We start from the raw sequence: 25,221 nt of genomic DNA on the forward strand, positions 1-25,221 counted from the left end.
GTCCGAGTCCATGCAGAAAGCGATGGAGCAGCAGGCGACCGCCGAGCGGTTGAAGCGCGCAATGATTCTGGAAGCGGAAGGTAAAAAAGAAGCGATGATCCGGGAAGCCGAGGGCAAGCTCGAAGCGGCGAAGAAAGAAGCCGAAGCCCAGATCATGTTAGCCGAGGCCTCCGCCAAGGCGATCGAGGATATTGCAGTAGCAGTAGGCGACAAAGAGCTCCCCGCCCTGTTCCTACTTGGCGACCGCTATGTGAATGCCATTCAAAAGCTCTCCGCCTCGCCGAACACAAAGAACTTCGTGTTGCCAGCCGACATACTCGGCGCCGTAAAGGGGATTGCTGGAAGAAGCATGTAATTTATGGGACAAAAGCGACGGGCCTATAAAGCGGGGGGCGCCTTTCTGAACATGTGGTTGTGTGGTGGCGGCAGAGCCTGAATTTGCAGCTATTTCAAGTTCAAGCTCTGACCCCTGACACTCCCAGCTGCGGATCGACGTTCCGGGAGGTGGCGTGGTCGAACTTCGCCGCCACCATGTCGCCGCACCTGATCCCCTCAGGACTGCGGTAATGGGAGTAATGCTCCTCCATGTGCGAGAGGACCGAGAGCACCGCCGCGTCGTGCGCCTCCCGGACCAGGTCCATCCCTGCGGCATAGGCGATGGAGACCGACTTGGGGGCTGAGAAGGTGCAGTCGTTGCCGGCCCGATGCGTCTCGACAAGCAAGCCGCTTTCTGGATCCCGGCTCAGCTTGGGTGCGACGATCCGGTTCCCCTCCGGGTCTTCCCCACGGCAGAGGGCGCGGAACTCCTCCTCCGCGACTGGGCCGTCGAGCCCCAGTGCCGTTGCTCCCCGGCCGTACCAGTGGCTGCTCCCTTCCTCGAGTCCGCCCAGATAATAGTCTTCCCTGGAGAAATACCCACCAGCTTGCCCGGCGGCCATCCCTGGCGAAACCGACATCATCGCCATCACCTCCGGTGAGCGAAAGGCCGTGGTGTTTGTTCCAAAGCGCCATAATACATTAGCGTACTTTAACAAAGATCAGCAACATTCCAACGTCAGCAGCAGGAGCAATTTCTTATTGTTATTCATTAACCTAGCATGATATGCTGCGCCCAGTCAGGGGGAGGGTACTAAGATTGCGCTTGAATCCCAAGCCAAGCCAGAGGGGGGGCAAGCAACTGCTGGAAAGGTATGGGAAAGTCGGTGACATACTCGCTGAAATGGAGGAAAAATTGACATACGCACTTGTAGATAATGCTACATTGACTGCTGTCCAGAGAATCCTTGGGCAGGTTAAAACTAAATCCAGAGATTCAGTAGATACGGACATAGTCGCTCTGGAAAACTTCCTACAAGCTGTTTTGTTTTACGACCAGATTATCGCTATTGACGACTACATACCTCGACATCGGGATGCTAGGATTAAGTCTTTCAACTTCGTAAATTTTTTGAGATCTGCTGATTATAATCTGGATGCACTAGCTGCAAAGGCTAGCGAAAAATCAGCAGAGTTACGTCCTGAAATAAGGGGCGGTGAATTTGTGAACGAAGACTTTAAAAGATTACTTGAACTCTTGCAAACGCACATTATTTGCACGTGGGATGTAAGTTCAAGCATCTATTATCTAACGCTAAAAGGACTCGCTGAAAAAAACAGCGAAGAATTTGAAAAGTACGGAAATTTAGCCGCTGCAATTTTCAGTGAACTTGGCGATGCTGCGGATTCAGGAAAACGAACATCAGGGGATGTAGCGCTATTCGATCGTTATGGCCAGCCCATAGGTTCTGGTTACAAAATTCCAGGAGCGAAATGGGGGGACGGAAGCACTGGTGGCATGACGGGTGCGATAAAACCGTTTGTTGCTTCCCTTGTATGGTTAGCAAATAGGTCAATTTTTTATTCACTGGTGGCGAAATACCTGCAAGCAGATACCTTCCTCTACCCGATAAGGCAGGCTTACCAACAACACTACATCAGCCAAAGTTGTAACTACGGGCAGAACTACCCTAAGCGAATTGTAGAATCATTTTCCAGTACTTTTAGCGAGGACATTATTGCAATACAGCAGGGTGGACTGGCAACAGCGAGTGCCATCGATTTGCCAATATTTGGTGCTTGGATGGCAAGGCAGACTGGAGACCCTGCTACACTAATCACTGCAACCTTAGAATTAAGGGAAAGATCCGAGTTCCAGGAAGCCAGAGAACAACTAAGAGAGGTAAGACGTTTGTTCGATGAGTCTGACATTGGTTCGGCAAATAAGGCTGTAACAAAAATAATTGTGGATTTGAAAAAAGCATCAACTGACATGAGAACAAAATATGGGATCAAAACAAAACAAGGAGTTCCGGTTACTCGACTGGTACACATTTACAATACTGTGGCAGCCCTAAAAGGTCTACCAACGCTCCCAGATTATAACTTTTCCGTTAAGCTGCCAGACTTTTTAAAATTCGATAAGAATAGAGGCTTTAGTTCGGTATACAGGAACCTAACACACGATTTGTCAACGACTTGGTCCCTTGGTGAGGCTCGCGACATATTGGGGTCTAGAGTCATCTTGGATAAAGAGGCGTTTGTGTATAATCCCAAAAATGAAGATCCAATCTATCGGAAGTCCCATTCTCCTATAAAAAGCCCAATGTAAAATTTGTGGTAAACAACAGACAAAAAAGGAAGGAACAATTGCAAACGAGTCTAAAAATATGGCAAATCTTAGTTGGCATTGGAACATTAGCATCAATAGCAGCATGGCTATCTGATATCTTTAAAAGAAGCCACACGTGGAAGGAGCTTCTTTACCCCTCACTTGCAATTTTGTTCGCCGCAACCTCAGGTTATCTGGCGTTTCAAAAAAAAGAGGGCGGGGTCAGAGCTTGAATTTGAGGGGTGAGGGGACAGTGGGTAAGTTGTGTAACTCTTCGTCTCACCTAAGACGCTGTACCTATAAAGCAGAACGGGGTCGCGTCTGTAAACTTTACTTTCCTAGGGAGGGGGCGGGGTCAGAGCTTGAATTTGCCGACACCGCGGTTTGTAAGTGAATTCCGGGGACACAATACTGATTAAGAGCATGACATATGAGGTGACCGCTCCCTGTATGGCAACCCCGACCAGAAATTCGCACGCTGAGTGCCAGGTCTGAAAACCTGGCACTGCAAATTCCGGTTAAATAATCGAGCCCCCTGTCGTTGTATGAGAGGGGGCTCTTTTGCGCCTGCTGTGAAGCGAAGTAAAGGAGAGGTTCGAGTTAACGGGGCATGTCTTTGATAATCGGCGGGATGCCTACTCCCACGGAGTCGATCTTCCGTGTGCCTGAAGCTGCCGTTCCCAGGCAGCCTGTGATTTCGCCGTTACGGATCACCCAAACTCCTTGTTGGGGCACTTCGACCTGGCACACCATGCCGATGGCTACGCTGCAATCGGATGTGCTGAAATTGACCGTGTGGTCAATTTGTCTGTTGTATGAGCAGTCGCATGCGCAGTGGAAGGTTTGCTGCTTAGGCAGAGCCAAGCCAGGACTGGCTGCACCGCAAATAAAGCCAAGACCCAAGCCGCCGATCACCAATGATTTAGATAGTCGCCGCATCGCTTCTCCTCCTTTAGGTAGGTTTCTCGTTCAACGGGAGATGATACTTCAAAATTAGCGCCAATCAATGTTGTGTCTGAGGGAGGGGGGAAGGGAACCGGGGCGAAGGGGAATGCCCCTTGAAACTGAGCGCGTTGCCAATCCGCCTGTCTTTGACATTCAGAACTCAACATTTCCAGGCAGGACCATGGCATGCATTGGGTTGGCAACACCAAGTTGACAACCCCTTGATGCTATGTAACCTCTTTATTTACTGATTCTCAGAATCAGCCGCAGAGCGTGCCTCTTATAACTTTATTCAGATTGGATTCGGTCGCCCACACCAATGAAAGGAGCTAATCCTATGAGCACCGACAGTCAGTGCCCGGTAACAGGCAGAGCTAACAAGCACTCAGCCAGAGGTGGTAGAATGAACCGCGACTGGTGGCCGAACCAGTTGAACCTCAAGATTCTGCACCAGCACTCCCCCCTATCCAATCCCATGGGTGGTAATTTTAACTATTCAGAAGAATTCGAGACTCTCGACCTGGCCGCAGTCAGGCAGGATATTTTCGAGTTGATGACCACTTCACAGGAGTGGTGGCCAGCCGACTACGGCCACTACGGTCCGTTGTTCATACGCATGGCCTGGCACAGCGCCGGCACCTACCGTACCGGCGACGGCCGCGGCGGCGCAAGATCTGGCAGTCAGCGCTTTGCCCCCCTGAACAGTTGGCCCGACAACGCCAACCTCGACAAGGCGCGCATGCTGTTATGGCCTATCAAACAAAAGTACGGCAAGAAGATCTCCTGGGCCGACCTGCTGATCTTCGCTGGCAACTGTGCGCTTGAATCGATGGGTTTCAAAACATTCGGTTTCGGTGGCGGGCGCGAGGACATCTGGGAGCCAGGAGAGGACATATACTGGGGGGCGGAAGATACCTGGCTGGGCGACACACGTTATTCCGGCGAGCGGCTGCTGGAAAATCCACTGGCCGCCGTTCAGATGGGTCTGATCTATGTGAATCCCGAAGGCCCGAACGGCAACCCTGATCCGCTTGCAGCGGCAAAGGATATACGCGAAACCTTCGCTCGTATGGCGATGAATGACGAGGAAACTGTGGCGCTCATCGCCGGTGGGCACACCTTCGGCAAATGCCACGGCGCCGGCGCTGCAACGCATGTGGGGCCCGAGCCGGAAGGCGCAAGCATCATTGAGCAAGGGTTGGGTTGGAAATGCAGCTTCGGCACCGGGAAAGGCGAATACACTATCACAAGCGGTCTGGAGGGAGCCTGGACCACGAACCCGGTGAAGTGGGACAATGGCTTTTTTGACGTCTTGTTCCGTTATGATTGGGCTCTCACCAAAAGCCCAGCCGGTGCACATCAGTGGACTCCAACCGATCCCGCCGCAAAGGGCACCGTGCCGGACGCCCATAATCCAACCAAGCGGCATGCGCCCATGATGCTTACCACGGACCTCGCCCTGAAGTTGGATCCGATCTATGGGCCGATTTCCAAGCGCTTCCATGAGCAGCCTGACGTGTTCGCAGATGCGTTTGCCCGGGCCTGGTTCAAGCTGACGCACCGTGACATGGGGCCGCGCGCCTGTTATCTCGGCCCACAGGTTCCTGCAGAAGATCTGATCTGGCAGGATCCACTCCCCGCACGGAATCACGAGCTCATTGACGATAAAGACATCGCTGAACTCAAGGGCAAGATCATTACCTCAGGGCTGTCGATCCCGCAGTTGGTTTCGACTGCTTGGGCATCTGCATCCACCTTCCGCAGCTCCGACAGGCGCGGTGGGGCCAACGGGGCGCGCATTCGTCTTGCCCCGCAAAAGGATTGGGAAGTTAACCAGCCGGCTCAGTTGAAGCTCGTGCTAGAAACCCTTGAGGGAATCCAAAAACAGTTCAACAGCGCCCAGTCTGGCGGCAAGCGGGTATCGATCGCCGATTTGATCGTTCTTGGTGGATGCGCTGCTATAGAGCTGGCAGCAAGGAATGCCGGCCACGAAGTTCTTGTTCCATTCACGCCGGGACGCACTGATGCGAAGCAGGAGCAAACCGACGTGGTTGCATTTGCCCCCCTGGAACCGACAGCGGACGGGTTCCGAAACTACCTCAAGGCAAGGTACTCGGTATCGGCAGAAGAGTTGCTCGTTGATCGAGCGCAACTACTGACGCTGAGCGCACCAGAGATGACGGTCCTCATCGGCGGCATGCGCGTTCTGGATGCTAACGCGAATCAGTCCCGGCACGGGGTGTTCACCAAGCAGCCGGGAACGCTCACCAATGACTTCTTCGTGAATCTGCTCGATATGAGCACCACGTGGAGCGCGACCTCGGAAGCCGAAGATGTCTTTGAGGGGCGCGACCGCGTTACCGGCGAGATGAAGTGGACCGGCACCCGTGTCGACCTCATTTTCGGTTCCAATTCGCTGCTCCGAGCCCAGGCGGAGGTATACGGCTGCAAGGACTCACAGGAGAAGTTCCTGCTTGACTTCATTGCGGCTTGGTGCAAGGTGATGAACCTCGACCGCTTCGACATCGCCAAGTCATAGTGATCGGATGCGGATAAAGCCCGCTAAAAAAGCAGAGGTCCCTGTCATGCACGACAGGGACCTCTGCTGGGCCTGTTGCAATCCTTCCCAAAACCTCAGATCTTCACCGTCTTGTAAAGGAAGTTCTTGAACCGGAAGAAGCGCTTTCTTTCTTCTTCGTCCTCCTGGGGATCGCCGGTGATGGCTTTTAAATACTTGGCGATCTCGGGCATGTTCTTGCCGGCGGCAACCCGACTCTTCTCGATTATCAGCCGCACCACGTCGCGGGAAATCTGGCTCTGCGAGTAGGGCTGGTACACTGCCTCCCAGAAATCGCTCCCACCTTCTATCTCGGCTAATATCCCCCCGGCGACTTCTTCGGAAAGCCTTTCGGCCGCGGGCGCCATCTGCTCGCGCATCCCGTCCCTTATGGCTTTCTTTATGTCCTCGCCGGTGACCATCTTGCCGGTCCTGAAGAAGAGGGCGCGCAACAGTATGCTGCGCAGCTCGCGGATGTTCCCCTTGTAGTTGTGACTTACCAAGGCGTCTTTCGCGTCCTGGGAGAGGCTCGGCTCGTCGTCGCGCACCTCTTCTTCGCGGCTTCTGTAGGTGCGGTAGAGCTTTCCAAGGAAGTGGGTGGAGAGGTCGGGGATGTCCTCGCGCCGCTCGTTAAGCGACGGCACCACGACGGAGAGCTCGGTCAGGCGGTGGAAGAGGTCCTCGCGGAAGTTCCCCAAGGCGATCTCTTTGCTCAGGTCCTTGTTGGTCGCGGCAACGAGCAGGACGCGGCTGATCCGCTCGCGGTTCTCGCCCAGGCGCACGAACCCGCCGTTGTCGAGGAAGCGCAGCAGCTGGACCTGGGTCTTGGGGTCGGCGTCGCCAATCTCGTCCAGGAAGACGATGCCTCCGGCGGCTTCCTCGATGATCCCTTTGCGGTCGCTGTAGGCGCCGGTGAAGGCACCCTTGATGTGGCCGAAGAGCTCGGAGTAGGTGAGGTCCCCGCTGTAGGCGGCGATGTTGGTCTTCTTCACCGGGAGCTCGCCGTCCGGGTTTATCTGCTGCCGGTACAGCTCGTTGAGCTTGTTGTAGAGGTTGTTGAAGAAGAATTCCTTCCCCGCGCCGGTCGGCCCCAGCACCAGGATGGAGGGGAGGCCTATGGTCGCCTCCTGCAATATGTTCTTGCTCCACAACCCGATCCGGTTGGATAAGGGCTGCGCCACGGTGTTGATGAAGGCGACGATCTCCTGCGCCTTGCGGCTGTTGCCGATGATGTTTCCCAGGCGGTAGGAGGAGACTTTCGGGTCCTTGTAGGAGATGTCGCTTTGCAGCTTGTTCACCTCGGACTGCAGCCTTTCGATGCGCTGAATGTCCGAGATGTGGCGCGAGGTGAGCCGGTCGATGATCTGCAGGATCCGCTTGTGCTCTTCGGTGAAGTACCCCTCTTGCAGCGAATTTAGGCAGATGACGGCGATCACCTCGTCATCGCTGATGACCGGGACCGCCATCTCGCTTTGGATCAACTCGTTCATCGGGCGGTGGAACCCCTCGTGCTGGCTTTGGTCCGCCACCTGCTCGATGATCTTCGGTTCCTTGTTCCAGGCGACGTAGCCGGTGAGGCTGCGCTCCTCGGCGGGAAGGTCGGCGCCGCCGATCTTGAAGGGGGGGATCTTCTTCTTGAGCCATTCCTTGTTCTTAGCCCCGACGATGGTCCCTTCCTCGGTTTCCACCACCAGCCACTTCACCCCCTCGCGCTCCTGCACGATGGCGATGCTCCCGGTGTCGGCGCCGATGAGTTCGGTCGCCTTGGAGAGTACCTTGGTGAGGAAGCCGTGCAGCCCCTCGTTGGGCTCCTGGAGCAGGTCGGAGATCTCGGAAAGGACCTTGATTTCGAGGTGCTCGCCCCCGACCTCGTTGATGACCCGCTCCACCATCTCGGCGTGGGTCTGCAAAAGGCCCATCTCGAATTCGGTGTAGCTGGTGGCCTCGCGGGTGAAGTAGTTCATCAGGCAGATGATGCGCCGCGTCTCCGGCTCGACCCGCGGCACCATGTACAGGGTGCGCAGCCCCATCTCTTCAATCAGTGCGCGGCGCTGGATGGACTGGTCAAAAAGGTCGGGGAAGAACATGGGCTTCAGAAGGCTCGGGTCCGTGACCACGCCGTCTTCGTTGACGTAGCGCGAAACGAGCGAAGTGCCGTGCTTCAGGTCGATGTTGCCCACGTTGTCATAGCGGTATTTCAGGTCCGGGTCCTGGGCGTGGCTCGCCAGCACCTCCATCCCCCCCTTGTTGGGGACGAGCACCGAGGCGAGCGTCAGCCCGTCGATGAGGTTCACGGCGGAGCGCACCATGAAGCCGGCGGCCTCGCGTCTCTTGTAGAGTTCGACCCGCCGGGCCAGCAGAAGCTGCTGGTGGTATTTCCTGGCATGGTCCACTCTCTCTCCCGCCCTCGCCAGGAACGGGACCAGCGTGTCGATCTTCTCCTGGGAGAGCGCGCCGCCGTCCAGGCAGGCGACGCCGATCGATTTGCCTTGGCTGGTAATGGGGAGCATGGTCGTCCCGTCGATCTGGAAACGGCGCGAGAATTCCTGGTCCAAGGGGAGTCCGGTTTCGGCGGGGTTCTGGTACTGGGCCACCTCTTGGGTCACGAAGGTGCGGGAGACCGCGGCTTCGGCGGAGATGATGGGGAAGGTTTCCTGTCTGATCTCGGTGGCAAAGCTGCCGCAGGAAAAGGCGCAGGAAAGGGCGCCCTTGGTGAGATCCTCAAGGTATATGCGCACGCGTTCCTGCCCGGAGACGAGCCTAGACCCTTCGCCGACCAGGTGCAGCATTTCGTCCAGGTTTTCCTTTCCGAAAGAGGCGATGCGGTCGCCTAACTTTTTCAGTTGTTGTTCCATGACGGCTATCTGTTCCTCTGAGTACAAAATTTACACACCAGAAACACATTAGAGGAAAACGGAGGCGGTGTCAACATCAGGGGGAGAGCCAGAATTACGTCTCTTTCCCCCTCCCTGTCCCTCTCCCAAAGGGAGAGGGGACGCTGGGACGAGGTTTCTTGTCTCCCCTCGCCCGGAGGGAGAGGGGCGGGGGTGAGGGCGGTTGCGAGGGAGTAAGAAGAGTGGTGGCAGGAGCGGGTAGGGGGGGAACCCCCTTGTGCCGGTTCTAGTTGAACCCTTTGCGGATCTGGTACAGGTCCTCGAGGTTCAGGCCGTTCAGTTCGAAGAATTCGCGCTCCAGTTCCTCGACGTAAAAACGGTCGAGGCCGGAGTTCTCCAGGAAATCCTCGCGCAGCAGGCAGTTGTTCTCGTTGATGATCTGGGGGAGCAGGTTGTGGATGTAGACCGCTTCCTTCTTGATGGTGAGGATCGCCTCCTGGAACAGGTGGGCGGGGATGTCGCCCGAAAGGATCTTCTTGTGGTTGAGCTCCTCGGCGAGTTCCTTCTTGAGCGCGTCCTGGTCGCCCTTGGTGGCGTACTTGGAGTAGAAATTGCGGATACGGTCCTTCACGTGCTCCAGGAGGGTCAGGTAGAGGCGCTCGTCGTTGTCGATGCGCACCAGCTGCTCCAAAAGCGCGGTGGTGGTCAGGCGGTTCTCCTCGATCAGCTTCAGCCCGGCCGCAAGCGTCGTCACCTTTTTGCGGCCGTAGATCCCCAGGTACTTGTCCTCGAAGATGCCGGAGATAAAGAGCTTGGTGAAGAGGTCCGGGGCCAGCATGTCGAAGGCGCTCTTGTTCCCCAGGAGACTCCTGATCATCTCCTCGGATATCCTGACGTTTTCCATGAAGGCGAGCTGGTTGATCGCGGACGAGGTGGCATCGTAGCGGTCGAAGTAGGTGATGATGTAGGAGTACCCTTCGAGGATCGAGATGTCGGCGCCGTCGCGGATCTTCTCGTCGCAGGCCTTGCTCGCGTCCAAGAGCATCTCCTCGAAGGCGTGGTCGCGGTTTTCCGCAGCCTGCTTCTTCGCGAAGAGGAGCTTCAGCATGTCCTCGGGTTCGATGGTGCTCTCGATGTGCCGTTCGGAAAGGAACATCCCCTCCAGGATCTGCCTTGTTTCGGAGATGTAGTTGCTCTCTTCCAGGTCGACGAGCTTCTTGTCCTTCTTCAGCATCTCGTCGAGCGTGTAGAAGAGCGCTCCGGGGATCTTGTTGCGCACCGAGAGGGTCTTCAGGCGGGTGAGCCTCGCGTTTTCGAGCTTGTTGATCTCCCCCTTGCGGTTGCAGGCGATCAGGATCTTCCGGTACTCGTCGACGATGCGGCGGTTGTCGGGGTGCTTGTACATGACGTCGATCCGGATCCGCTCCTGCTGGTAGCGGTCGATGCCGTAGCGCTCGGCCAAGGCGGCGAGCGTCTGGAAGTCCGAATCGGTGATCTTCTTGTTGTTGAAGTAAAGGGTCTTGAAGCGGTCGCTGTATTCGCGGTGCTTTACGTTGATGAGCTTGAAGAGGAAAAGGTGTGCGCCCGGGTCGTCGACGATGTTGAGGATCTCGTCGATGATGAGGTTGTCCTGCTCCTCTCCCACGGCGTCGGAGCGCTTGAGCGCCTTGCCCAGCACCTTGACGATGCGCTCCTGCTGCTCGTGCATGGCGCCGTTGAAGGCCGAACCGGTCAGGGCGAAGAAATAGTTGAAGATGGCGTTGCCGTCGAAGAAGATCTTGTCGTAGCTGTGGTACCCTTCGGTGCGGTCGCTGAATTTGAGGGTGCCGGTCCGGTGGTCGTAATGGGTGCCGTAGATGATGAGCCGGTTCGAGACCTCCTCCTTGGCGAGGTCGGCGATGGGCTGGTCGACGCCGAACATGTACTCGCAGAAGGAGCCGCCGTTGCCGCGGTGGGTGATCCCTTTGCGGCCGATGACGAACTCGTTGCCGGGTGAGAAGAAACGGATCTCGTCGGGGTCGGTGGGGTCGGTGTTGAAGAAGTAACGGTTGTACGCCTCGGTTCCAGCCGTGATGGCGTAGAACTCGATCTGTTCGTTCGCGTAGCCGTGCAGTCGAATGTCTTTGAACATCGGTTCCGTCCGTTTCTGTAAAACTTCTATCTCTTCAGAGTTCCACCGTCATGCCGTCGTAGGCGAATTCGACTCCGGCGGGTAGTTGGCAGCCGTCGCTGTGGCGCACTTCGTGGGTCAAGTGCGTGAAGAGCGTGCGGCGCGGCCGCAGTTTTTGCGCCACCTGCAGCGCCCTCTCGATGTTGAAATGGTTCGGGTGCGGGGAAAAACGCAGGGCGTCGATGATGAGAAGTTCGAGCCCTTCCAGAAGAGCCAGGGATTGCTCCGGGATCTCGCTGCAGTCGGTCAGGTAGGCAGCGTCGTCGAAGCGGTAGCCTGTGGCGTTAAAGGAGCCGTGCTTGATCGGCACCGGCACCACCCGGCATCCGAACAGCTCGAAAGGGTCTTCGATGGGGAAAGGTTCCAGAAGCGGCGAGTACCCTTCGGAAGTGAGCCCCTCGAAGATGTAGGCGAACTTGTCGCTTATTGACTGTATGGTTTCCGGGCTGCCGTAGCAGGGGATGATCCGGCGGTGGATGAAATAGAAACCGCGGAGGTCGTCGATGCCGTGTATGTGGTCGGCATGGGTATGGGTGAGGAGGACCGCATCGACATGCGGGATCCCCTCACGCAGCGCCTGTGTCCTGAGATCGGTCGAGGTGTCGACCAGTATGCGCTGCCCGCAGGACTCGACCAGGATCGAGGCACGTGTTCTTTTGTCGCGCGGGTCAGTTGATCCGCAGACCTGGCAGTGGCAGCCGACCATGGGAACACCCGTCGAGGTGCCAGAGCCGAGGATGGTAATCTTCATGTGTCGCCCCTCGGAATGCTGGGTAAGGTAGCATGGAATGCGCCAGTGAAGCAAGGGGTTTATCCCTTGCCTTGCGCGGGTTTTGCGGCTATTATCTCACCCTGGCCGGGCTCCATGTCCGGCCGTTTTTAAGCAATAAATTTTAGCAGAGGTTCACATGCGCGTCGGCATCATCTCCCCAAACTACTACGCCGAGGAAACCGGTAACGCCGTGACGGTGAGGCGCGTCGAGCGGCACCTGAAAGAGCTTGGCTGCGAGGTGAAGGTTTTCGCGACGGATCGCATGGCCGGGGAGAAGCTGCAGGGGGCGGTGGCTGAATTCGCGCCGGATATCCTGCACGCCTTCCACGCTTACCACGGCGGCAGGATGGCCTGCGTGCTGTCCAAGGTGCTGGGGATTCCCTACCTGGTGACCTTCACCGGTACCGACATCTACAACGCGCTCTGCGACCAGCGCAACCTGGAGCTCCACGGAGCCCTCAGGGGGGCAAGCCGGCTGGTGGCGTTCCATGGCTGCGTCCGTCACCGGCTGGCTAAGCACATGCCGAGCCTGGAGGAGCGGACCGCCATAATACCCCAGGGGGTCGATCTCCCCGTCGACTGCACCACGCTTCCCCCGGCCGAGGAAGGAAGCTTCACCTTTTTGCTGCCGGCAGGCCTGCGCCCGGTGAAGAACGTACTGTTCCCGCTGGAGCCTTTGGCTGCGCTTTACGCCGCCCATCCCCAGGTGCGCCTGCTTCTAGCGGGCCCGGTGCTCGACAAGGACTACGCAGCACAGGTGATGGAGGCACTGGAACGCTACCCCTTCGCGAGGTACCTTGGAGTGGTGGGGCACGACCTCATGGGGGATCTGTACCGCCGAATCGACGTGGTGCTGAACAGTTCCCTCAGCGAGGGGGGTATGGCCAACACGGTCCTAGAGGCGATGGCCTATGCCAAACCGCTTCTGGTCGCGGACATCGAGGGAAACCGCTCTGTGGTCAAGGAACACGTCACCGGCCTCTTGTATCGCGATTCTGGAGAGTTCGTGGCCAAGGCCGGCGAGCTTTTGGCAGATGCCAGGTTGCGGGAAAAGCTGGGCAAAAATGGCAAAGCCCAGGTCCGCGAACACTACTCCCCCGACAAGGAAGCCGTCTCCTACCTCAACCTCTACCGCGAGATACTGCAAGCGAAGTAAGGCTCTGTCACTTCTTCCCTCCCCGTCACCTTTTGACTTAGCTGGTTCACCAGAGACAAATCCCCCCTGTCCCCCCTTCGCAAAGGGGGGAACGTGATAGCACGCTTGGTTTTTCAAAGAACACGACCTTCTTCCTCCCTGCGCAAAAGTCAAAACGCATAGCCTCTAATGCTGCTTCAGGGGCAGCCAGGGCAGGCAATTGCCGAGTTTGCCTAGCAAAATCGGACGCTGCAAAAATATAGTGCTTTTTGAATGTAAGGGGTATAATCGGTGGCAGTGGTACTATGAAAGCTGCAAAGGAGGTAGGAGATGAAAAGGGTAAGGCTGTTACTGTTGGTAGTGCTGGCCGCATTCTTTGCCGTATCTACCGGCTATGCCGCTGAGCACAGCTTCAAAGCAAAATTGACCCCGAAAGAGGAAGTCGCCAAGCCTGACGCAAAATCCTCAGGCAAGGCCGAGTTCAAACTCAGCAAAGACGGCAAGGAACTGACATATAAACTACACGTTAAGAACGTCGTAGACGCAAGCGCCGCGCATATCCACGTAGGCAAAAAGGGTGAGAATGGTCCCCCGATCGTGGGACTTTTCAGCGGCGGCAAAAAAGGGAAATTTAGTGGCGTTCTTTCCGAGGGTAAGGTTAGCGGCAACGACCTTATGGGCGACTACAAAGGGAAATTCGACGAACTGGTCAAGCTCTTAAGGTCCGGCGATACCTACGTTAACGTCCACACCGACAAGTATCCGGACGGCGAGATCCGCGGACAGATCAAATAAAGCAGCAAGTAACTGCTCACATATGACCGCCGGCGTCGGTTCAAAGGACCGGTCGCCGGCGGTTTTTTTTAAAGTAATCTTCCATTCCGGAAGCCGGGGGGCGTGTTCACTCCAAGGACCAGGCGACCTTGGGTTCCCCCCTTTGCGAAGGGGGGACAGGGGGGATTTGCCTCTGACGAACCAATCTCGCGGAAGACCCTCAAGCCTCGTCAATCAAGATCACTTCGCTCTCCGGATCGGTGGCAACGCCCAGTTCCCCTCCCAGCAATCCCTTCGCCTCATGCTCCGGCAACTGCTCGATCCCCTGCATCTTTCGCTGTATCCGGCGGGTGCGGGTAGCAGCAGTGTCGATGCTGGAGGATGCCTCGTCGAGCTTCTTCCTGGTTTTTTCCAGCAGGGTCCCGAAGGTCATGAACTCGGTCTTGATGGCGCCCAAGAGCCGCCAGACGTCGCTGCTGCGCTTCTCGATGGTGAGGGTCTTGAAGCCCAAGCTGAGCGAGGAGAGGAGGGCGGCGATGGTTGTGGGGCCTGCGACGATGACCTTGTGCTCGCGCAGGATGGCGTCGAAAAGACCGGGACGGCTGAGCACCTGGGCGTAGCTCGCCTCGTTGGCCAGGAACATGACGGCGAAGTCGGTGGTGTCGGGAGGGGAGAGGTACTTCTCGCAGATGAGCTTTGCCATGGCTGCGACGGTCTTGTCGAACTGCCTGGTCGCCTCCTGTACCGCCGCCTGGTTCCCCTGCTCCTGGGCCTCGACCAGCCGCAGGTAATCCTCCTGGGGGAACTTGGCGTCGACCGGGAGCCAGAGCGGCTTGTCGCCCTTGCCGGGGAGGCGGATGGCGAACTCGACCCGCGCGTCGCTCCCCGGCTTGGTGGCGACGTTGGCGCCGTACTGGTCCGGGGTGAGTATCTGCTCCAAAAGGTTGTGCAGTTGCACTTCGCCCAAGGTTCCGCGTGTCTTGATGTTGGAGAGGACCTTCTTCAGGTCGCCGACCCCGGAGGCAAGGGACTGCATCTCTCCCAGCCCCTTGTGGACCTGCTCCAGTTGCCCGCTAACCTGCTTGAATGATTCGCCCAGCCGCTTCTCCAGGGTCTCGTGCAGCTTTTCGTCAACCGTGGCGCGCATCTGCTCCAGCTTCTTCGAGTTGTCGTCCTGCAGCCATTTGAGGCGCAGTTCCACCGTTTCGCGCAGCTTGTCCAGGCGCTGCTCGTTGCTCGCGGTGAGGCTTCCGAGCTGCTGGGTGAACCCTTCCAGCTGCCCCTTTTGCAGCGAGGCGATATCCACCATCCGTTTTTGCACCGCCTCCCCGAACTGCCTGAGGTTACCGCCGAGCTCCTCGCGGTTTCGCCCAAGCTCCGCCTGCAGGGTGCGCTCCAGCCGCTCCAGCCCCTTCTCCAGTTGGTCGAAGCGCGTTTCCGCAACGTGCAGCCGCTTGAGATGCAGGTAGCAAAGGAACGCGATCACGAAGGTGGCGGCGCAAAGAAGCAGGATGATCAATTGAAAGAGGTCAGGTGTCATGTCTAATCCCAATGTGGCAGTGCTTCATTCGAGATCCTAACCAGCAATCGAATTGATGAACTCTATCAGCGTCTTGTTGAAGATTTCCGGCTGTTCCATGTTCACCATGTGCCCCGCCTTCTCGATGATCCTGCTCCGGCAGCTGGGAAGCGCATCGATGAGCACCCGGGCGACTTCGAGCGGCGCGGCCCTATCCTCAGCTCCGGCGATGACCAGGGAGGGCTTTCGGAAAGAGGCGAGAAGGGGGGTGTACTCCTTCCGGTCCCTCATGGCGAGCAGTCCCCCCGCGAGTCCATGGGGACAGGTGCCGCGCATCCAGGCGGTGACCTGGGCGATAAGTTCCGGCCGGGAGACGGAGGTAGCGTCGGCGAAAAGGAGCTCGGCGAAGATCTTGGTGATCGGGTTTGCCCCCAGTCTTTCGGCCTGGGCTGCCATTTCGCTTCTGCGCAGGCGCGTCGCCTCGTCATCGGCGTTGCTCCTGGTGGCGATGAAGGCGGCGGCGCGGACCCGGTCAGGATGGCGCTCCAGGAGGTTCATGAGGATATATCCCCCCATGGACATACCGCCCACGACCGCCTGTTCGATATCGAGGGCGTCGAGCAGCGATACGAGATCGTCGGCGAAGCGGTCCATGCTGTAGCCGGTAGCGGGAGCGTCGCTGGCGCCGAAGCCGCGCAGGTCGGGGGCGATGACGCGGTAGCCGGCGTCGGCCAGCGGTTTTAGTTGCGGCTGCCACATCTGGCGGTTGAGCGGGAAGCCGTGGATGAGCAAGACGGCCGGGCCGCTGCCGAGGTCGTCGAAGGCAAGGTTTATGTCGTTTATTTGCATGGAAATCCTTTTAGAACCAATTGACGGTTGACGATTGACAATTGACAACGATAACCCAGTCTAAAGTTGACTTGACTGGATATGGTTACTTTTTGTTGTGCTCCTTGGTCGTTTTAATTATTGAAGTAAGCAGTTTCAATAGGCATTTGGTATCTGAGGCTATCGAGTGATAATTCTTCTCATCGAGATAATTGGACTGGTGAAGGAGTTCAAGCCAGTACTCCGTTTCGTTGGCTTCTTTTAGAGCTATTGCCATTTTGTGAATGAAGTCGGCTCTACTTTCAGCCTGTTCAGCTTCGCGCACTAATGCACCAACCGCGGTGCCAGATCTCAGCAACTGCTTGCCGATCACGAATTCCTTTCGCTCGCAGAGAAACTGGTACAGCTTGATGATTCTTAGCGCGAAAGCAAAAGATTTTTCTTTGACCGCATTGGTTTCCATCCGAAAGGTTGTAATCGCCAATTAATAATTGTCAATCGTCAATTGCCGTTCGACGCTTTGATCGTCAATCGTCCATTGCCTTACAACGCTTTAGTTGTCAATTGTCCATTGTCAATTGGTTCTCCACAGCCTCTCTCTCAGGCCCGACCGTCTGACGACCCTACGCTGCACAGTATCGAGAAAGATATCGTCGCTGCTGAGGATTTCCACGGACTGCTTAGCCCGCGTGATGGCGGTGTAGAGCAACTCACGGGTCAGAACTGGTGCGTCGCGGTCGGGCATGACCAGAAGCACGCGATCGAACTCCGAGCCCTGGCTCTTGTGCACGGTCATGGCGAAGGCGCACTCGTACTCCGGGAGCCTGAGCGGCGAGACCTTCCTCATGCCTCCGGTGCCGGAGGGGAAGAAGGCGCGCAGCTCTCCTCCCGATTCGTTATCGGGCAGTATCAGCCCCACGTCGCCGTTGAAGAGCCCCAGGTTGTAGTCGTTTTTGGTGATCATCACCGGTTCGCCTGCGTACCAGCGGCCGCGGGGGGTGATCATGCCGGCCTGGGCCAACCGCTGGCGAACCAATATGTTTATCGCCTCGACCCCGAAGGGGCCGCTGCGCATGGCGCTGAGGATCCGGAACCGGCTGAACTGCGCGAAGGCCGCTTCCGGGCTCTCCTCGCGCAAGTACCCTCCGTATCCTTCGGTGATCCTTTTGGCCAGTGCCTCGGCGAGAGCTGCCGCCGCCGGAAGCGGCGCCAGCGAGACCCCGGCCAGCGCCGGATCCAGGCAGGCGGAAAAGGCCCCGGGTGCATCCCCTGCGTTCACCAGCGAACCGACCTTGCCGATCCCCCCGGCGGAGGAGAAGCGGTAGCTCTTCTGCAGCAGCACGACCGCGTCTCCGAGCGGCGCGATGCCGGATTGCGAGGGAACCGCGTCGCCGGCGACCTCGGCTGCCAATTCGGCGAAGGCGGGGGAGAAGCCGTGTACGCCGCCGGTGTCGCAGATATCACCCAGGACCGCGCCCGCTTCCACGGAGGCCAGCTGGTCCCGGTCGCCCAAAAGGATCAGGCGGGTGTCCTGCCGCAGGGCGCAGACCAGCTTTGCCATGAGGGGGAGCGAGACCATGGAGGCTTCGTCGACGATGACCACGTCGTAGGGGAGCGGGTTGTCGGCGTTGTGGCGGAAGCCGCTGGACCCCTTCAGGTAGCCGAGCAGGCGGTGCAGGGTGAAGACGTCTTCGGGGATCAGTCCACGTACACCCTCTTCCGCAGCCTGGACCCCGGCGCTGATCGATTCCTTGAGCCTCGCGGCCGCCTTGCCGGTGGGGGCTGCCAACGCGATCCTGAGGCCGGTGCCGTTCGCGGCTTTCTCCGCCTGCTCCAGGAGGAGCGAGAGCACCTTCACCACGGTCGAGGTCTTGCCGGTTCCCGGCCCTCCGGAGATGACGCAAAAGCGCCTGGTGACGGCGGCGAGCGCCGCTACCCGCTGCCAGTCCGTTTCTCCAGGGGTGGGCGGGAAGAGCCGCGCGAGTCCCTTTTGCAGCAGCGCCCGGTCGAATGGCACGGTTTCGCCACGCTTCATGATCGCCTGGGCGAGCTCCTCCTCGTAGCGCCAATAGCGCTGCAGGTAAAGGCGATCGGCGTGGTCCAGGATGAGCGGCTTGAACTCCCCGGGAGCGCCAACCACCGGGGAGGCGGCGAGTCTTTCGCGCCAGGCGGAGGCCGATTCGATGCGGTAACCAGCGGCGCGCGCGTCTTCCAGGGCGCCCGCGAGATCGAGGCAGACGTCCCCAGCGGTCACACCGCGGCTCAAGAGCGCCGCCGCAGCTTCGAGGTGCGGGTCGCGGCTTGCCGCCTGCCGGCAGATGAAGGAGGCGAACTGCCGGTCTATGTCGTTGAATTGGAATGTTTCAGCGGCCATTTGGTTTCCTGGTGACTTTAATCGAACAGATCGAGGCTGAGCTGACCTTCGATCTCAGCTTTTTTCGACTTCTTCCCGACTCCCCCTCGCCCAGCGGGAGAGGGCTGGGGTGAGGGGCTTGGTTCACCTTTACCGGACGGGCGGGCGCTCTCCGGTAGCAGCACCTCGGCAAGGTGGGCGATGAGCTCTTTCGGAGGGCGGTCTGCGTAGACCCCGTTCCCCGTGCCGTCGACGCCGCGCAGGAAGAGGTAGAAGACGCCGCCGAAGTGCCGGTCGTAATCGTAATCCGGGATCCTCAGCCTCAGGTAGTTGTCGAGCGCCACCGTGTAAAGGAGGTACTGCAGGGGATAGAAGTTCTCTGCCATCTCCTTTTTCAACGCCTCCTGGCCATAGCTGCCGGGGGTGTTCCCCAGGTGGTTGGACTTCCAGTCCACGATGTAGTAGCGCCCGCCGTGCTCGAAGACGAGGTCGATGAATCCAAGGAGCATCCCCTGCACCGGCGCGAAAGAGAGGCGGCCGAAGAGATCCGCCAGCTCGACCGGGAGCCGGAGACCTTGCGCTGCGCCAGTTCCCGCCATGAAGCGGGAGGCGGCATCCTTCAGGCGCTCGGAGGTAACGAGCGAAAGGGGGAAGAAGAATTCCATCTCGGTGAGGCGCCGCTCCAGCCCCACCTGCGCCAGCTTGATCTCCCAATCCCCCAGCGGCGCCTGCAGGACGTTATGCACCATCTGGCCAACGGCACCGCTCCATTCAGCGGAAAAGCCATGTTTGTCCAGCTGCTCCTCGACCAGGGGTAAGAGCTGCTCTTTGGCCCTTGTGAAATCGAGGTCCTCGAAGATCTTGTGCAGGAAGATGCCGGCCTTGGCCCCCTTGGGAAAGGCGAAGATCCCGGTCGGCTCGACCTCGTGCGCAGCGCGCTCCTCTACCGGACTCCCCTCGTCACGGTCGGGAAGCTCGGCTGTGTGCTGCTTGCGACTGGAGAGCGAGGTGAAGCTCGCCACGCGCCAGTCACGGGGGATGGCCCCGTTAAAAGGAAGCGGCGCCAGATCCGGCTTCTTCTTGTCGTGCGCCCGGTACGGGGACAGGTCGGCCGCAGGGAGGTCCAGGACTTCGATCTTCCCGGGCGAGGATGCCGCCAGCGTTTCCAGCCGTTCACGGATGCCTGCATCGCTGAGCGTCACCTGTCCCTTGACCGGGCTCTCACCCGGATGAAGCAGGTAGTGGAGCGCGCTCTCCCCTGCGTCCTTGAAGGCGCCCCAGACGAGGTAGGTCCGGTGCTTGCCTCGCGTCAAGGCGACGTAGAGAAGCCGCAGGCTCTCGGCAAGCGCCTCCCGCGCGGCCTGCGCCTTGTGCTCTGCCATCTGCTCTGAACCCATGTCCAAGACCACCCGCCCATCCTCGTCGTGGAAGAGCGCCCCCTCGTCTTTTCCGGCGTACTCGGCCCAGCAGAAAGGGAGGAACACGATGGGGTATTCGAGCCCCTTGCTCTTGTGGATGGTGACCAGCTGCACCGCGGCCTCGTCGGTCTCCAGGCGGATCTCGTACTCTTCCTTCTTGGGCTCTTCGGTGATGCGGCAGGCGAGCCAGGCGATGACCGCCTCCATCCCCAGGCGTTCCTCGACCTGCGCCTGGTGGATGGTCTCGATGGCGTGCAGGAGGTTGGTGAGCCGCCGCTCTCCCATCGGTTCAGCGAGAAGCCGCTTCCTGACCTCGCGCTTTTCCATGAACTGCAGGGCCATGGACATGCAGCTGCCGCTGCTCCAGGTGTCGTGGTAGTCCCGGAACTCCTCCAGGATTTCCTCCCACCCCTTCTCGTCGTTCATGAGCTCTGCCAGTTCCGTCCCGCTCACCCCCACGAGGTCGGTGGCAAGGGCCCCGCGCAGAAGCGACTCATGTCCCGGTTGCGCCACCGCGGAAAGGAGCCGCAGCAGTTCCGCCGCCTCGTCCGACTCGAAGAGGTTCCCCGCGCTGCAAAGAACACTCGGGATCCCCCTGCGGGTGAGCGCCCGCTGCATCAGCTTCGCCTGCCGGTTCGCCCGCACCAGGACTGCGACGTCCTTGGGTTGGACCGGGCGCTGCACCCACTTGTCGCCCCCATCCGGGTCCTTGTCGAGCTCCTCGATGGTCAGCTTCCCGGCCGCGCCGTCACGCAGAAGCCGCGAGATTTCCGCCGCCACCGCTTCAGGCAGGTCGTCCCAGGCGTCTCCCTTGTTGATCGGCTTACCGGCGTCCTTGCGCGGGGCGAGCCAGAGCTTCAGCGGCGCCTTCCTCTGCCCTTCCTCGACGAGCCTGCTCTTCTCCTTCGGGGCAGCCTCCACCGGGTTGAAGCCTATCTGCGGGTAGAGGAAGGGGAGCTCGCGCGACGCGAAGAGGGTGTTGACGGCGTCGATCAACCCCGCCTCGGAACGGAAGTTCTGCAGCAGGGTGTGGCGCTCTTCGGTTGCCTCGGCTGCCCCCATGTAGGCGAAGATGTCGGCGCCGCGGAAGCTGTAGATCGCCTGCTTGGGGTCGCCGATGAGGAAGAAGGGGGCCTCGTGTCCCACCGGGTAGATGGCGTCGAAGATGGCGAACTGTAGCGGGTCGGTGTCCTGGAATTCGTCGATGAGCGCCGCCTGGTAGCGCTCGCGGATCAGCCGCGGCAGAGACGAAACCGGGCGAAGGAGCGCCGCGTGCAGGTCGAGGAGGAGGTCGTCGAAGGAGCGCAGGTTCTTGAGCCGCTTTCGCCTCGGAAGCTCGGCGCGCAGGTAGTCGAAGAAACCGCGCTTGAGCCCCTGGAGCCAGTCTTCAATCTCGGTGGCGTCGGCGGGCGGGTCGGGGATCACGGTGGCGTTGGGGTCGCCGCTGACCCTCTGCACAAGCTTCAGCAGCGATTCGGGGGTTACCTTGGCGGCGTCGGCCGCGGCGACCCTTTCCGCCGGCTGGCCGTAGCAGTTGATGCGCCAGTAGTCCTGCGCGATCTCCATCAGGATCTTCCCCTGGTCGGTCACAAGCTCGGTGTCGCACAAGGAGCCGCTCTCGAAGGGGTTGTCCTGCAGCATCCTCTGGCAAAAGCCGTGGATGGTGAAGATGGCCGCCTCGTCGAAGCTCCGTATCGCGCTGGAGAGAAGCCGACGCGCCTCGGAGTGGTCCGGCCTCGACTCGATCAGCCCCTGGATCAGGAAGTCGTCGGCAGCACCGGTGAGGAAGCCGTCCTCCGCCTCCTTCAACTTGTTCCTGATCCGCTCCTTGAGCTCTTTGGTCGCGGCCTCGGTGAAGGTGACCACCAGGATGCGCGAGACGTCGAGTTTCTCTTCGAGCACCAGGCGCAGGTAGACCCCGGCGATGGTGAAGGTCTTGCCGGTGCCGGCGCTCGCCTCGATCAGGTTGCGCCCGGCAAGCGGGGTATGGATGAGGTCGAACCGTTTCATTTGCCTTTACCCTTGCCGGTCTGGCTATCCAGGAGCGGCTCCCAGACCTGGAGCGCCAGGGCTGCGAATTCCTCGTCCAGCGGTGCGTCGTCGCGGAAGCAGCGGCGGCAGTGCTCGTCCTTCCCCTCGCCCTCGTAGAACTCGCTGCCGTGCCATTTGCCGAGCGCGTCGCTGAGCGCCTTCGCCGCCTTCTTCGGGTCGCGCGACTTCTTGGCGTACTCCAGGGAGCTCTCCGGGAAGAACTTGAGCGGAGAGGTCATCCCCTTTTGGTACAGCTCCAGGAGCCGGTTAAGGTGCGTGACGCAATCCCCGATGGGGGGGAGGTGGATGGTGCTGTCGGAGGCGACGAAGCTGCTTTCCAGCGGGTACCCTTCGGCCTTGGCGCAGTTGAGCGCCAGGTGCTCGACCCAAAACCGCAGCTGGTCCTTCGCCTTCAGCTTGGTGTAGCGGTAGCGCACCATGCGGTCGGAGCGGAGGTTCTCGATGCGTCCGATGATCCTCCCGCCGGGAAGCTTCAGGTCGATGTCCAGGGGAGGGAGCGTCTCTCCGCAGGAGACCTCGACCACCTTGGCGGCGAATTCCTGCGCCGGCTCTCCCAGCTTGCGGAAGAGGGCTGAGCCGCAGACGCCGGGGGGGAGGTCGCCGCGCGCGCAGGCGACGGCGTAAGGGACGTCCAGCTCCTCGCCGCGCAAAAGCGCCGTGACCATCTCCTGTTCCAGCTGGTATTTGGAGAGGCTACCCAGCGCGAACGGTTCCGATTCCTCCAGCGGCTCCACACCCTGCTCTATGCGGATGCCGAGCCGGCGCCTCAGGAGTTCCTTGGCCGGGTTGCACAGGAAATCGACCAGCGCCTTGAGGGTGACCGTACCCTCTTCCTCCCAGGGGGGAAGGGGCGCATCCAGAAACGGCTGCGGGGGAGAGGGGGGGGAGAGCTTCGCCTTCGCCCCCTCGCAGTTTTGCTGGGAGTAGCTGAATAAGGCGGAGCCGCGGGTGAAGTACCTGGGGCTGAACGGCTGCAGCGGGTGGCACAAGACCGCAGGCACAGGATTTCCCTCCGGCGTCACGAAACAGCGCTCCAGGTAGTCCAGCAGCTCGCTCACCAGCACGCTCGGGGGAAGTTCGGCGTTGTCCTTGATGCTTTGACCCACGTAGCTTATGTGCAGCCTCTTGCGGGCGGAGAGGAGGGCCTCCAGGAACAGGTAACGGTCCTCGTCGCGCGGCGAGGAGTCCCCGGAGCGGGGCTCCCTGGTCATCAGGTCGAACCCCTGGGGCGGGTTGCGGCGCGGGAATTCCCCCTCGTTCATACCCAAAAGGGCGACCACCGGGAACGGGATGCTTCGCATCGGGAGCATGGCGCAGAAGGTGACGCTGCCGGTGAGAAAGCCCAGGTCCCGTTTCGAGGCCCCCAGCTGCTGCTCCACCCAGTAGCGCACCACCTCGATGCCGATCTCTTCCTCGAAACCGGCATGCGCCGGGGAGTTCCCGAGCTTTTTCGCCATCTCGATCAGGAACAGGAACTCGCGCTCGCCGTCCGCGTCCGGGAGGATGAAGTCGTCCAGGATCTGGCGCAGCGCCGGCACCCACTCGGACGGCACCCGCGGGCGGGAGAGGTCCCGGGTCTGGGCGAAGAGCTTTTCGCAGAAGGTGAGGAAGCGCCCGAAGGGAAGGGCCACGCCCCCCTCCATGTCGTCGTAGGGGAGGATGCCGTCGTAGAACGAGCGCCCGTCGCCGTTCATGGCGTAGCCCAAAAGCAGGCGGTCGAGCCCCGCTGCCCACGAGTTCTCGCCGAAGGGGGGGACGCCGTGCTCGGTGCGTTGCGCTGCGTCGAGGCCCCACCTGATGTTGGCCCCCCGAAGCCAGTCCCGCACCGTTTCCAGGTCGTCTCCGGAGAGGCCGAAGCGGCGCGCCACCGGGGGGGACTCCAGGATATCCAAAACCGTCGCTACGCCGTAGCGGCCGCCGCAGAGCGCGAGGATGGCGACAAGCGCCCGGGCCGCCTCCCCTTCGTTTTTGAGGCTTCGGTCCGCGATGGAATAGGGGATGCGGCGGCTCTCATCCTCGGGGTTGTCGAAAACCGCGGAGATGTAAGGGGCGTAAGCCTCGACATTGGGGGTCATCACCAGCACGTCGCGGGGGGACAACGATGGATCGGCGTCGAACAGGGAGAGGAGCGTGTCGTAGAGGACCTCCACCTCGCGCATGGGGGAGTGGCAGGAGTGCACCTTGAGGGAGAGGTCGCAGGCCTGCACCTGGCGCGGCCCTGCCTCCGCTCCCCGCAACTCGACGATGTCCGCCTGGACCTCGTGCAGCAGCACCCCCTGCGGGAGCTCGTAGAAGCTGTCCTCTCGCTCGTGGTCGCCGCAGTCGTCGATGATCGCCTTGAAGAAGTCCCGGCCGAGCTTACCCCAGGAGGCAAGGAGCGGGTTACCGGTCTCGTACCACTGCTCTTCCCCCTGCCCGTGTTTCTCCAGCCGGGCCAGTTCCCGCTCGGAAACGATCTCGCCCCAGTACTGGCGGCATGGGTTCAGGAGGAACAGGTTAACCTCGGCGTTCTGGGCCAGCTTGGCAAGGACCTCGAGGTGGAATGGGGGCAGCGACGGGATGCCGATCACCGAGACGCGTCGACGCCAGGCACTGCCGCTTTGGTGCGTGCCGAGGAAGTCGTGCAGCAGCCGGGCGCGGTGCTTCTGTCCGGCTCCGTCGTTGAGCGCCCGCCAGAGCTGCGCCTGCCAATGGTCCTCCTCCCCCTTTTCCCAGCGGAGCAACTCCTTGGGACGGTAGATGGTGTACCGGTCGAAGGTGTCGGCTATGCGCCGGGCGAGCTGCATCCGCTTGAGGCCGTCCCGGTCGTCCGCAAGGTACGCCGCGACCTCCTCGAAGCCGGCTGTTTGCGCAGACTGCAGCAGGGCGAGGATCCTCCAGGTCATCACTTCGGGAGTAAAGAGTGGGGCGTCGGCGGGGCTCTCCGGGAGCGCCTGGGCGAAGACCTCTTCCACGAACCTGTTGGGAAAGAGGAAGTCCCCGTTGGCCCAGACCCCGATCCGTCCGGCCAGCTCCATGGAGAGCCAGCGCTGCATCCCCTTGTTCTGCACCACGATCAGCTCTTTGTCGAAGGGGGTGCCGGGGGCGGGACGGGGGGCGCGGACCACCTTTTCCAGTTCGTCCACCAGTCGTTCCATGCGGTTGCTGGTATGTATCTTCAGCGGCATTTCCCACTCCCAAATCTCTGCGGATCGCGCCCCTTCACGGTTCCGGGGGC

At 59.9% G+C, this 25,221-nt stretch carries 16 protein-coding genes; 5 read left to right on the plus strand and 11 right to left on the minus strand.

What is annotated here, in order from left to right; all coding sequences use genetic code 11:
- Window positions 1-10 precede the first annotated feature (10 nt).
- On the plus strand, window positions 11-355 hold the full coding sequence (locus tag GEOBRER4_RS01585; RefSeq protein WP_226377863.1) for an SPFH domain-containing protein: 345 nt from the start codon (window positions 11-13) through the stop codon (window positions 353-355).
- A 100-nt stretch (window positions 356-455) separates the two neighbouring features.
- Here the strand turns inward: GEOBRER4_RS01585 and mobF are convergent, their stop codons facing one another.
- Window positions 456-965, minus strand: coding sequence for a MobF family relaxase (gene mobF / locus GEOBRER4_RS01590; RefSeq protein WP_185243950.1), 510 nt, complete (start codon window positions 963-965; stop codon window positions 456-458).
- Window positions 966-1,135: 170 nt separating this feature from the next.
- On the opposite strand from mobF, the gene GEOBRER4_RS01595 reads away from it, so the two are divergent.
- Complete coding sequence (locus tag GEOBRER4_RS01595) at window positions 1,136-2,647, plus strand: hypothetical protein (RefSeq protein ID WP_197971389.1); 1,512 nt, start codon at window positions 1,136-1,138, stop codon at window positions 2,645-2,647.
- Window positions 2,648-3,247: 600 nt separating this feature from the next.
- Here the strand turns inward: GEOBRER4_RS01595 and GEOBRER4_RS01600 are convergent.
- Window positions 3,248-3,586 carry a hypothetical protein gene (locus GEOBRER4_RS01600; RefSeq protein ID WP_185243951.1) on the minus strand — a complete coding sequence of 113 codons (339 nt, stop codon included), beginning with the start codon at window positions 3,584-3,586 and terminating at the stop codon, window positions 3,248-3,250.
- 343 nt (window positions 3,587-3,929) lie between these two features.
- Here GEOBRER4_RS01600 and katG point away from each other — a divergent pair, with 343 nt between their 5' ends.
- On the plus strand, window positions 3,930-6,131 hold the full coding sequence (katG, locus tag GEOBRER4_RS01605; protein WP_185243952.1) for a catalase/peroxidase HPI: 2,202 nt from the start codon (window positions 3,930-3,932) through the stop codon (window positions 6,129-6,131).
- A 95-nt stretch (window positions 6,132-6,226) separates the two neighbouring features.
- On the opposite strand, the gene GEOBRER4_RS01610 is transcribed toward katG, so the two are convergent.
- The 3 genes from GEOBRER4_RS01610 to GEOBRER4_RS01620 form a co-directional block, all read right to left on the minus strand.
- Window positions 6,227-9,004, minus strand: coding sequence for a GPMC system transcriptional regulator (locus GEOBRER4_RS01610; protein WP_185243953.1), 2,778 nt, complete (start codon window positions 9,002-9,004; stop codon window positions 6,227-6,229).
- Window positions 9,005-9,269: 265 nt separating this feature from the next.
- The gene (locus GEOBRER4_RS01615; RefSeq protein WP_185243954.1) at window positions 9,270-11,114 is read right to left on the minus strand and encodes a TIGR04442 family protein; all 1,845 of its coding nucleotides are present in this window, start codon (window positions 11,112-11,114) and stop codon (window positions 9,270-9,272) included.
- Window positions 11,115-11,148: 34 nt separating this feature from the next.
- Window positions 11,149-11,904 carry a GPMC system MBL fold metallohydrolase gene (locus GEOBRER4_RS01620; RefSeq protein ID WP_185243955.1) on the minus strand — a complete coding sequence of 252 codons (756 nt, stop codon included), beginning with the start codon at window positions 11,902-11,904 and terminating at the stop codon, window positions 11,149-11,151.
- 157 nt (window positions 11,905-12,061) lie between these two features.
- Between GEOBRER4_RS01620 and GEOBRER4_RS01625 the strand changes: the two genes are divergently transcribed.
- Complete coding sequence (locus GEOBRER4_RS01625) at window positions 12,062-13,081, plus strand: GPMC system family 4 glycosyltransferase (RefSeq protein ID WP_185243956.1); 1,020 nt, start codon at window positions 12,062-12,064, stop codon at window positions 13,079-13,081.
- 309 nt (window positions 13,082-13,390) lie between these two features.
- The gene (locus tag GEOBRER4_RS01630; RefSeq protein ID WP_085814154.1) at window positions 13,391-13,855 is read left to right on the plus strand and encodes a CHRD domain-containing protein; all 465 of its coding nucleotides are present in this window, start codon (window positions 13,391-13,393) and stop codon (window positions 13,853-13,855) included.
- A gap of 199 nt (window positions 13,856-14,054) precedes the next feature.
- Here the strand turns inward: GEOBRER4_RS01630 and rmuC are convergent, their stop codons facing one another.
- The 6 genes from rmuC to recC all read right to left on the minus strand — a co-directional run bounded on the left by rmuC (window position 14,055) and on the right by recC (window position 25,171).
- Window positions 14,055-15,374 (minus strand): DNA recombination protein RmuC, encoded by a 1,320-nt coding sequence (gene rmuC, locus GEOBRER4_RS01635; RefSeq protein ID WP_185243957.1) that lies wholly within the window; start codon window positions 15,372-15,374, stop codon window positions 14,055-14,057.
- A 36-nt stretch (window positions 15,375-15,410) separates the two neighbouring features.
- Window positions 15,411-16,202 carry an alpha/beta fold hydrolase gene (locus GEOBRER4_RS01640; protein ID WP_404813873.1) on the minus strand — a complete coding sequence of 264 codons (792 nt, stop codon included), beginning with the start codon at window positions 16,200-16,202 and terminating at the stop codon, window positions 15,411-15,413.
- A gap of 85 nt (window positions 16,203-16,287) precedes the next feature.
- Window positions 16,288-16,644: a four helix bundle protein gene (locus tag GEOBRER4_RS01645; protein ID WP_185243958.1), complete on the minus strand. Its 357-nt coding sequence runs from the start codon at window positions 16,642-16,644 to the stop codon at window positions 16,288-16,290.
- A 111-nt stretch (window positions 16,645-16,755) separates the two neighbouring features.
- Window positions 16,756-18,555 carry an exodeoxyribonuclease V subunit alpha gene (gene recD / locus GEOBRER4_RS01650; protein ID WP_185243959.1) on the minus strand — a complete coding sequence of 600 codons (1,800 nt, stop codon included), beginning with the start codon at window positions 18,553-18,555 and terminating at the stop codon, window positions 16,756-16,758.
- A 17-nt stretch (window positions 18,556-18,572) separates the two neighbouring features.
- Window positions 18,573-21,962 (minus strand): exodeoxyribonuclease V subunit beta, encoded by a 3,390-nt coding sequence (gene recB / locus GEOBRER4_RS01655; RefSeq protein ID WP_185243960.1) that lies wholly within the window; start codon window positions 21,960-21,962, stop codon window positions 18,573-18,575.
- Window positions 21,959-25,171: an exodeoxyribonuclease V subunit gamma gene (gene recC / locus GEOBRER4_RS01660; protein ID WP_185243961.1), complete on the minus strand. Its 3,213-nt coding sequence runs from the start codon at window positions 25,169-25,171 to the stop codon at window positions 21,959-21,961. Before recC ends, recB begins: the two co-directional genes overlap by 4 nt.
- Between the last annotated feature and the right edge of the window lie 50 nt (window positions 25,172-25,221).

The sequence above is a fragment of the Citrifermentans bremense genome (assembly GCF_014218275.1).
Taxonomy (GTDB): Bacteria; Desulfobacterota; Desulfuromonadia; order Geobacterales; family Geobacteraceae; genus Geomonas; species Geomonas pelophila.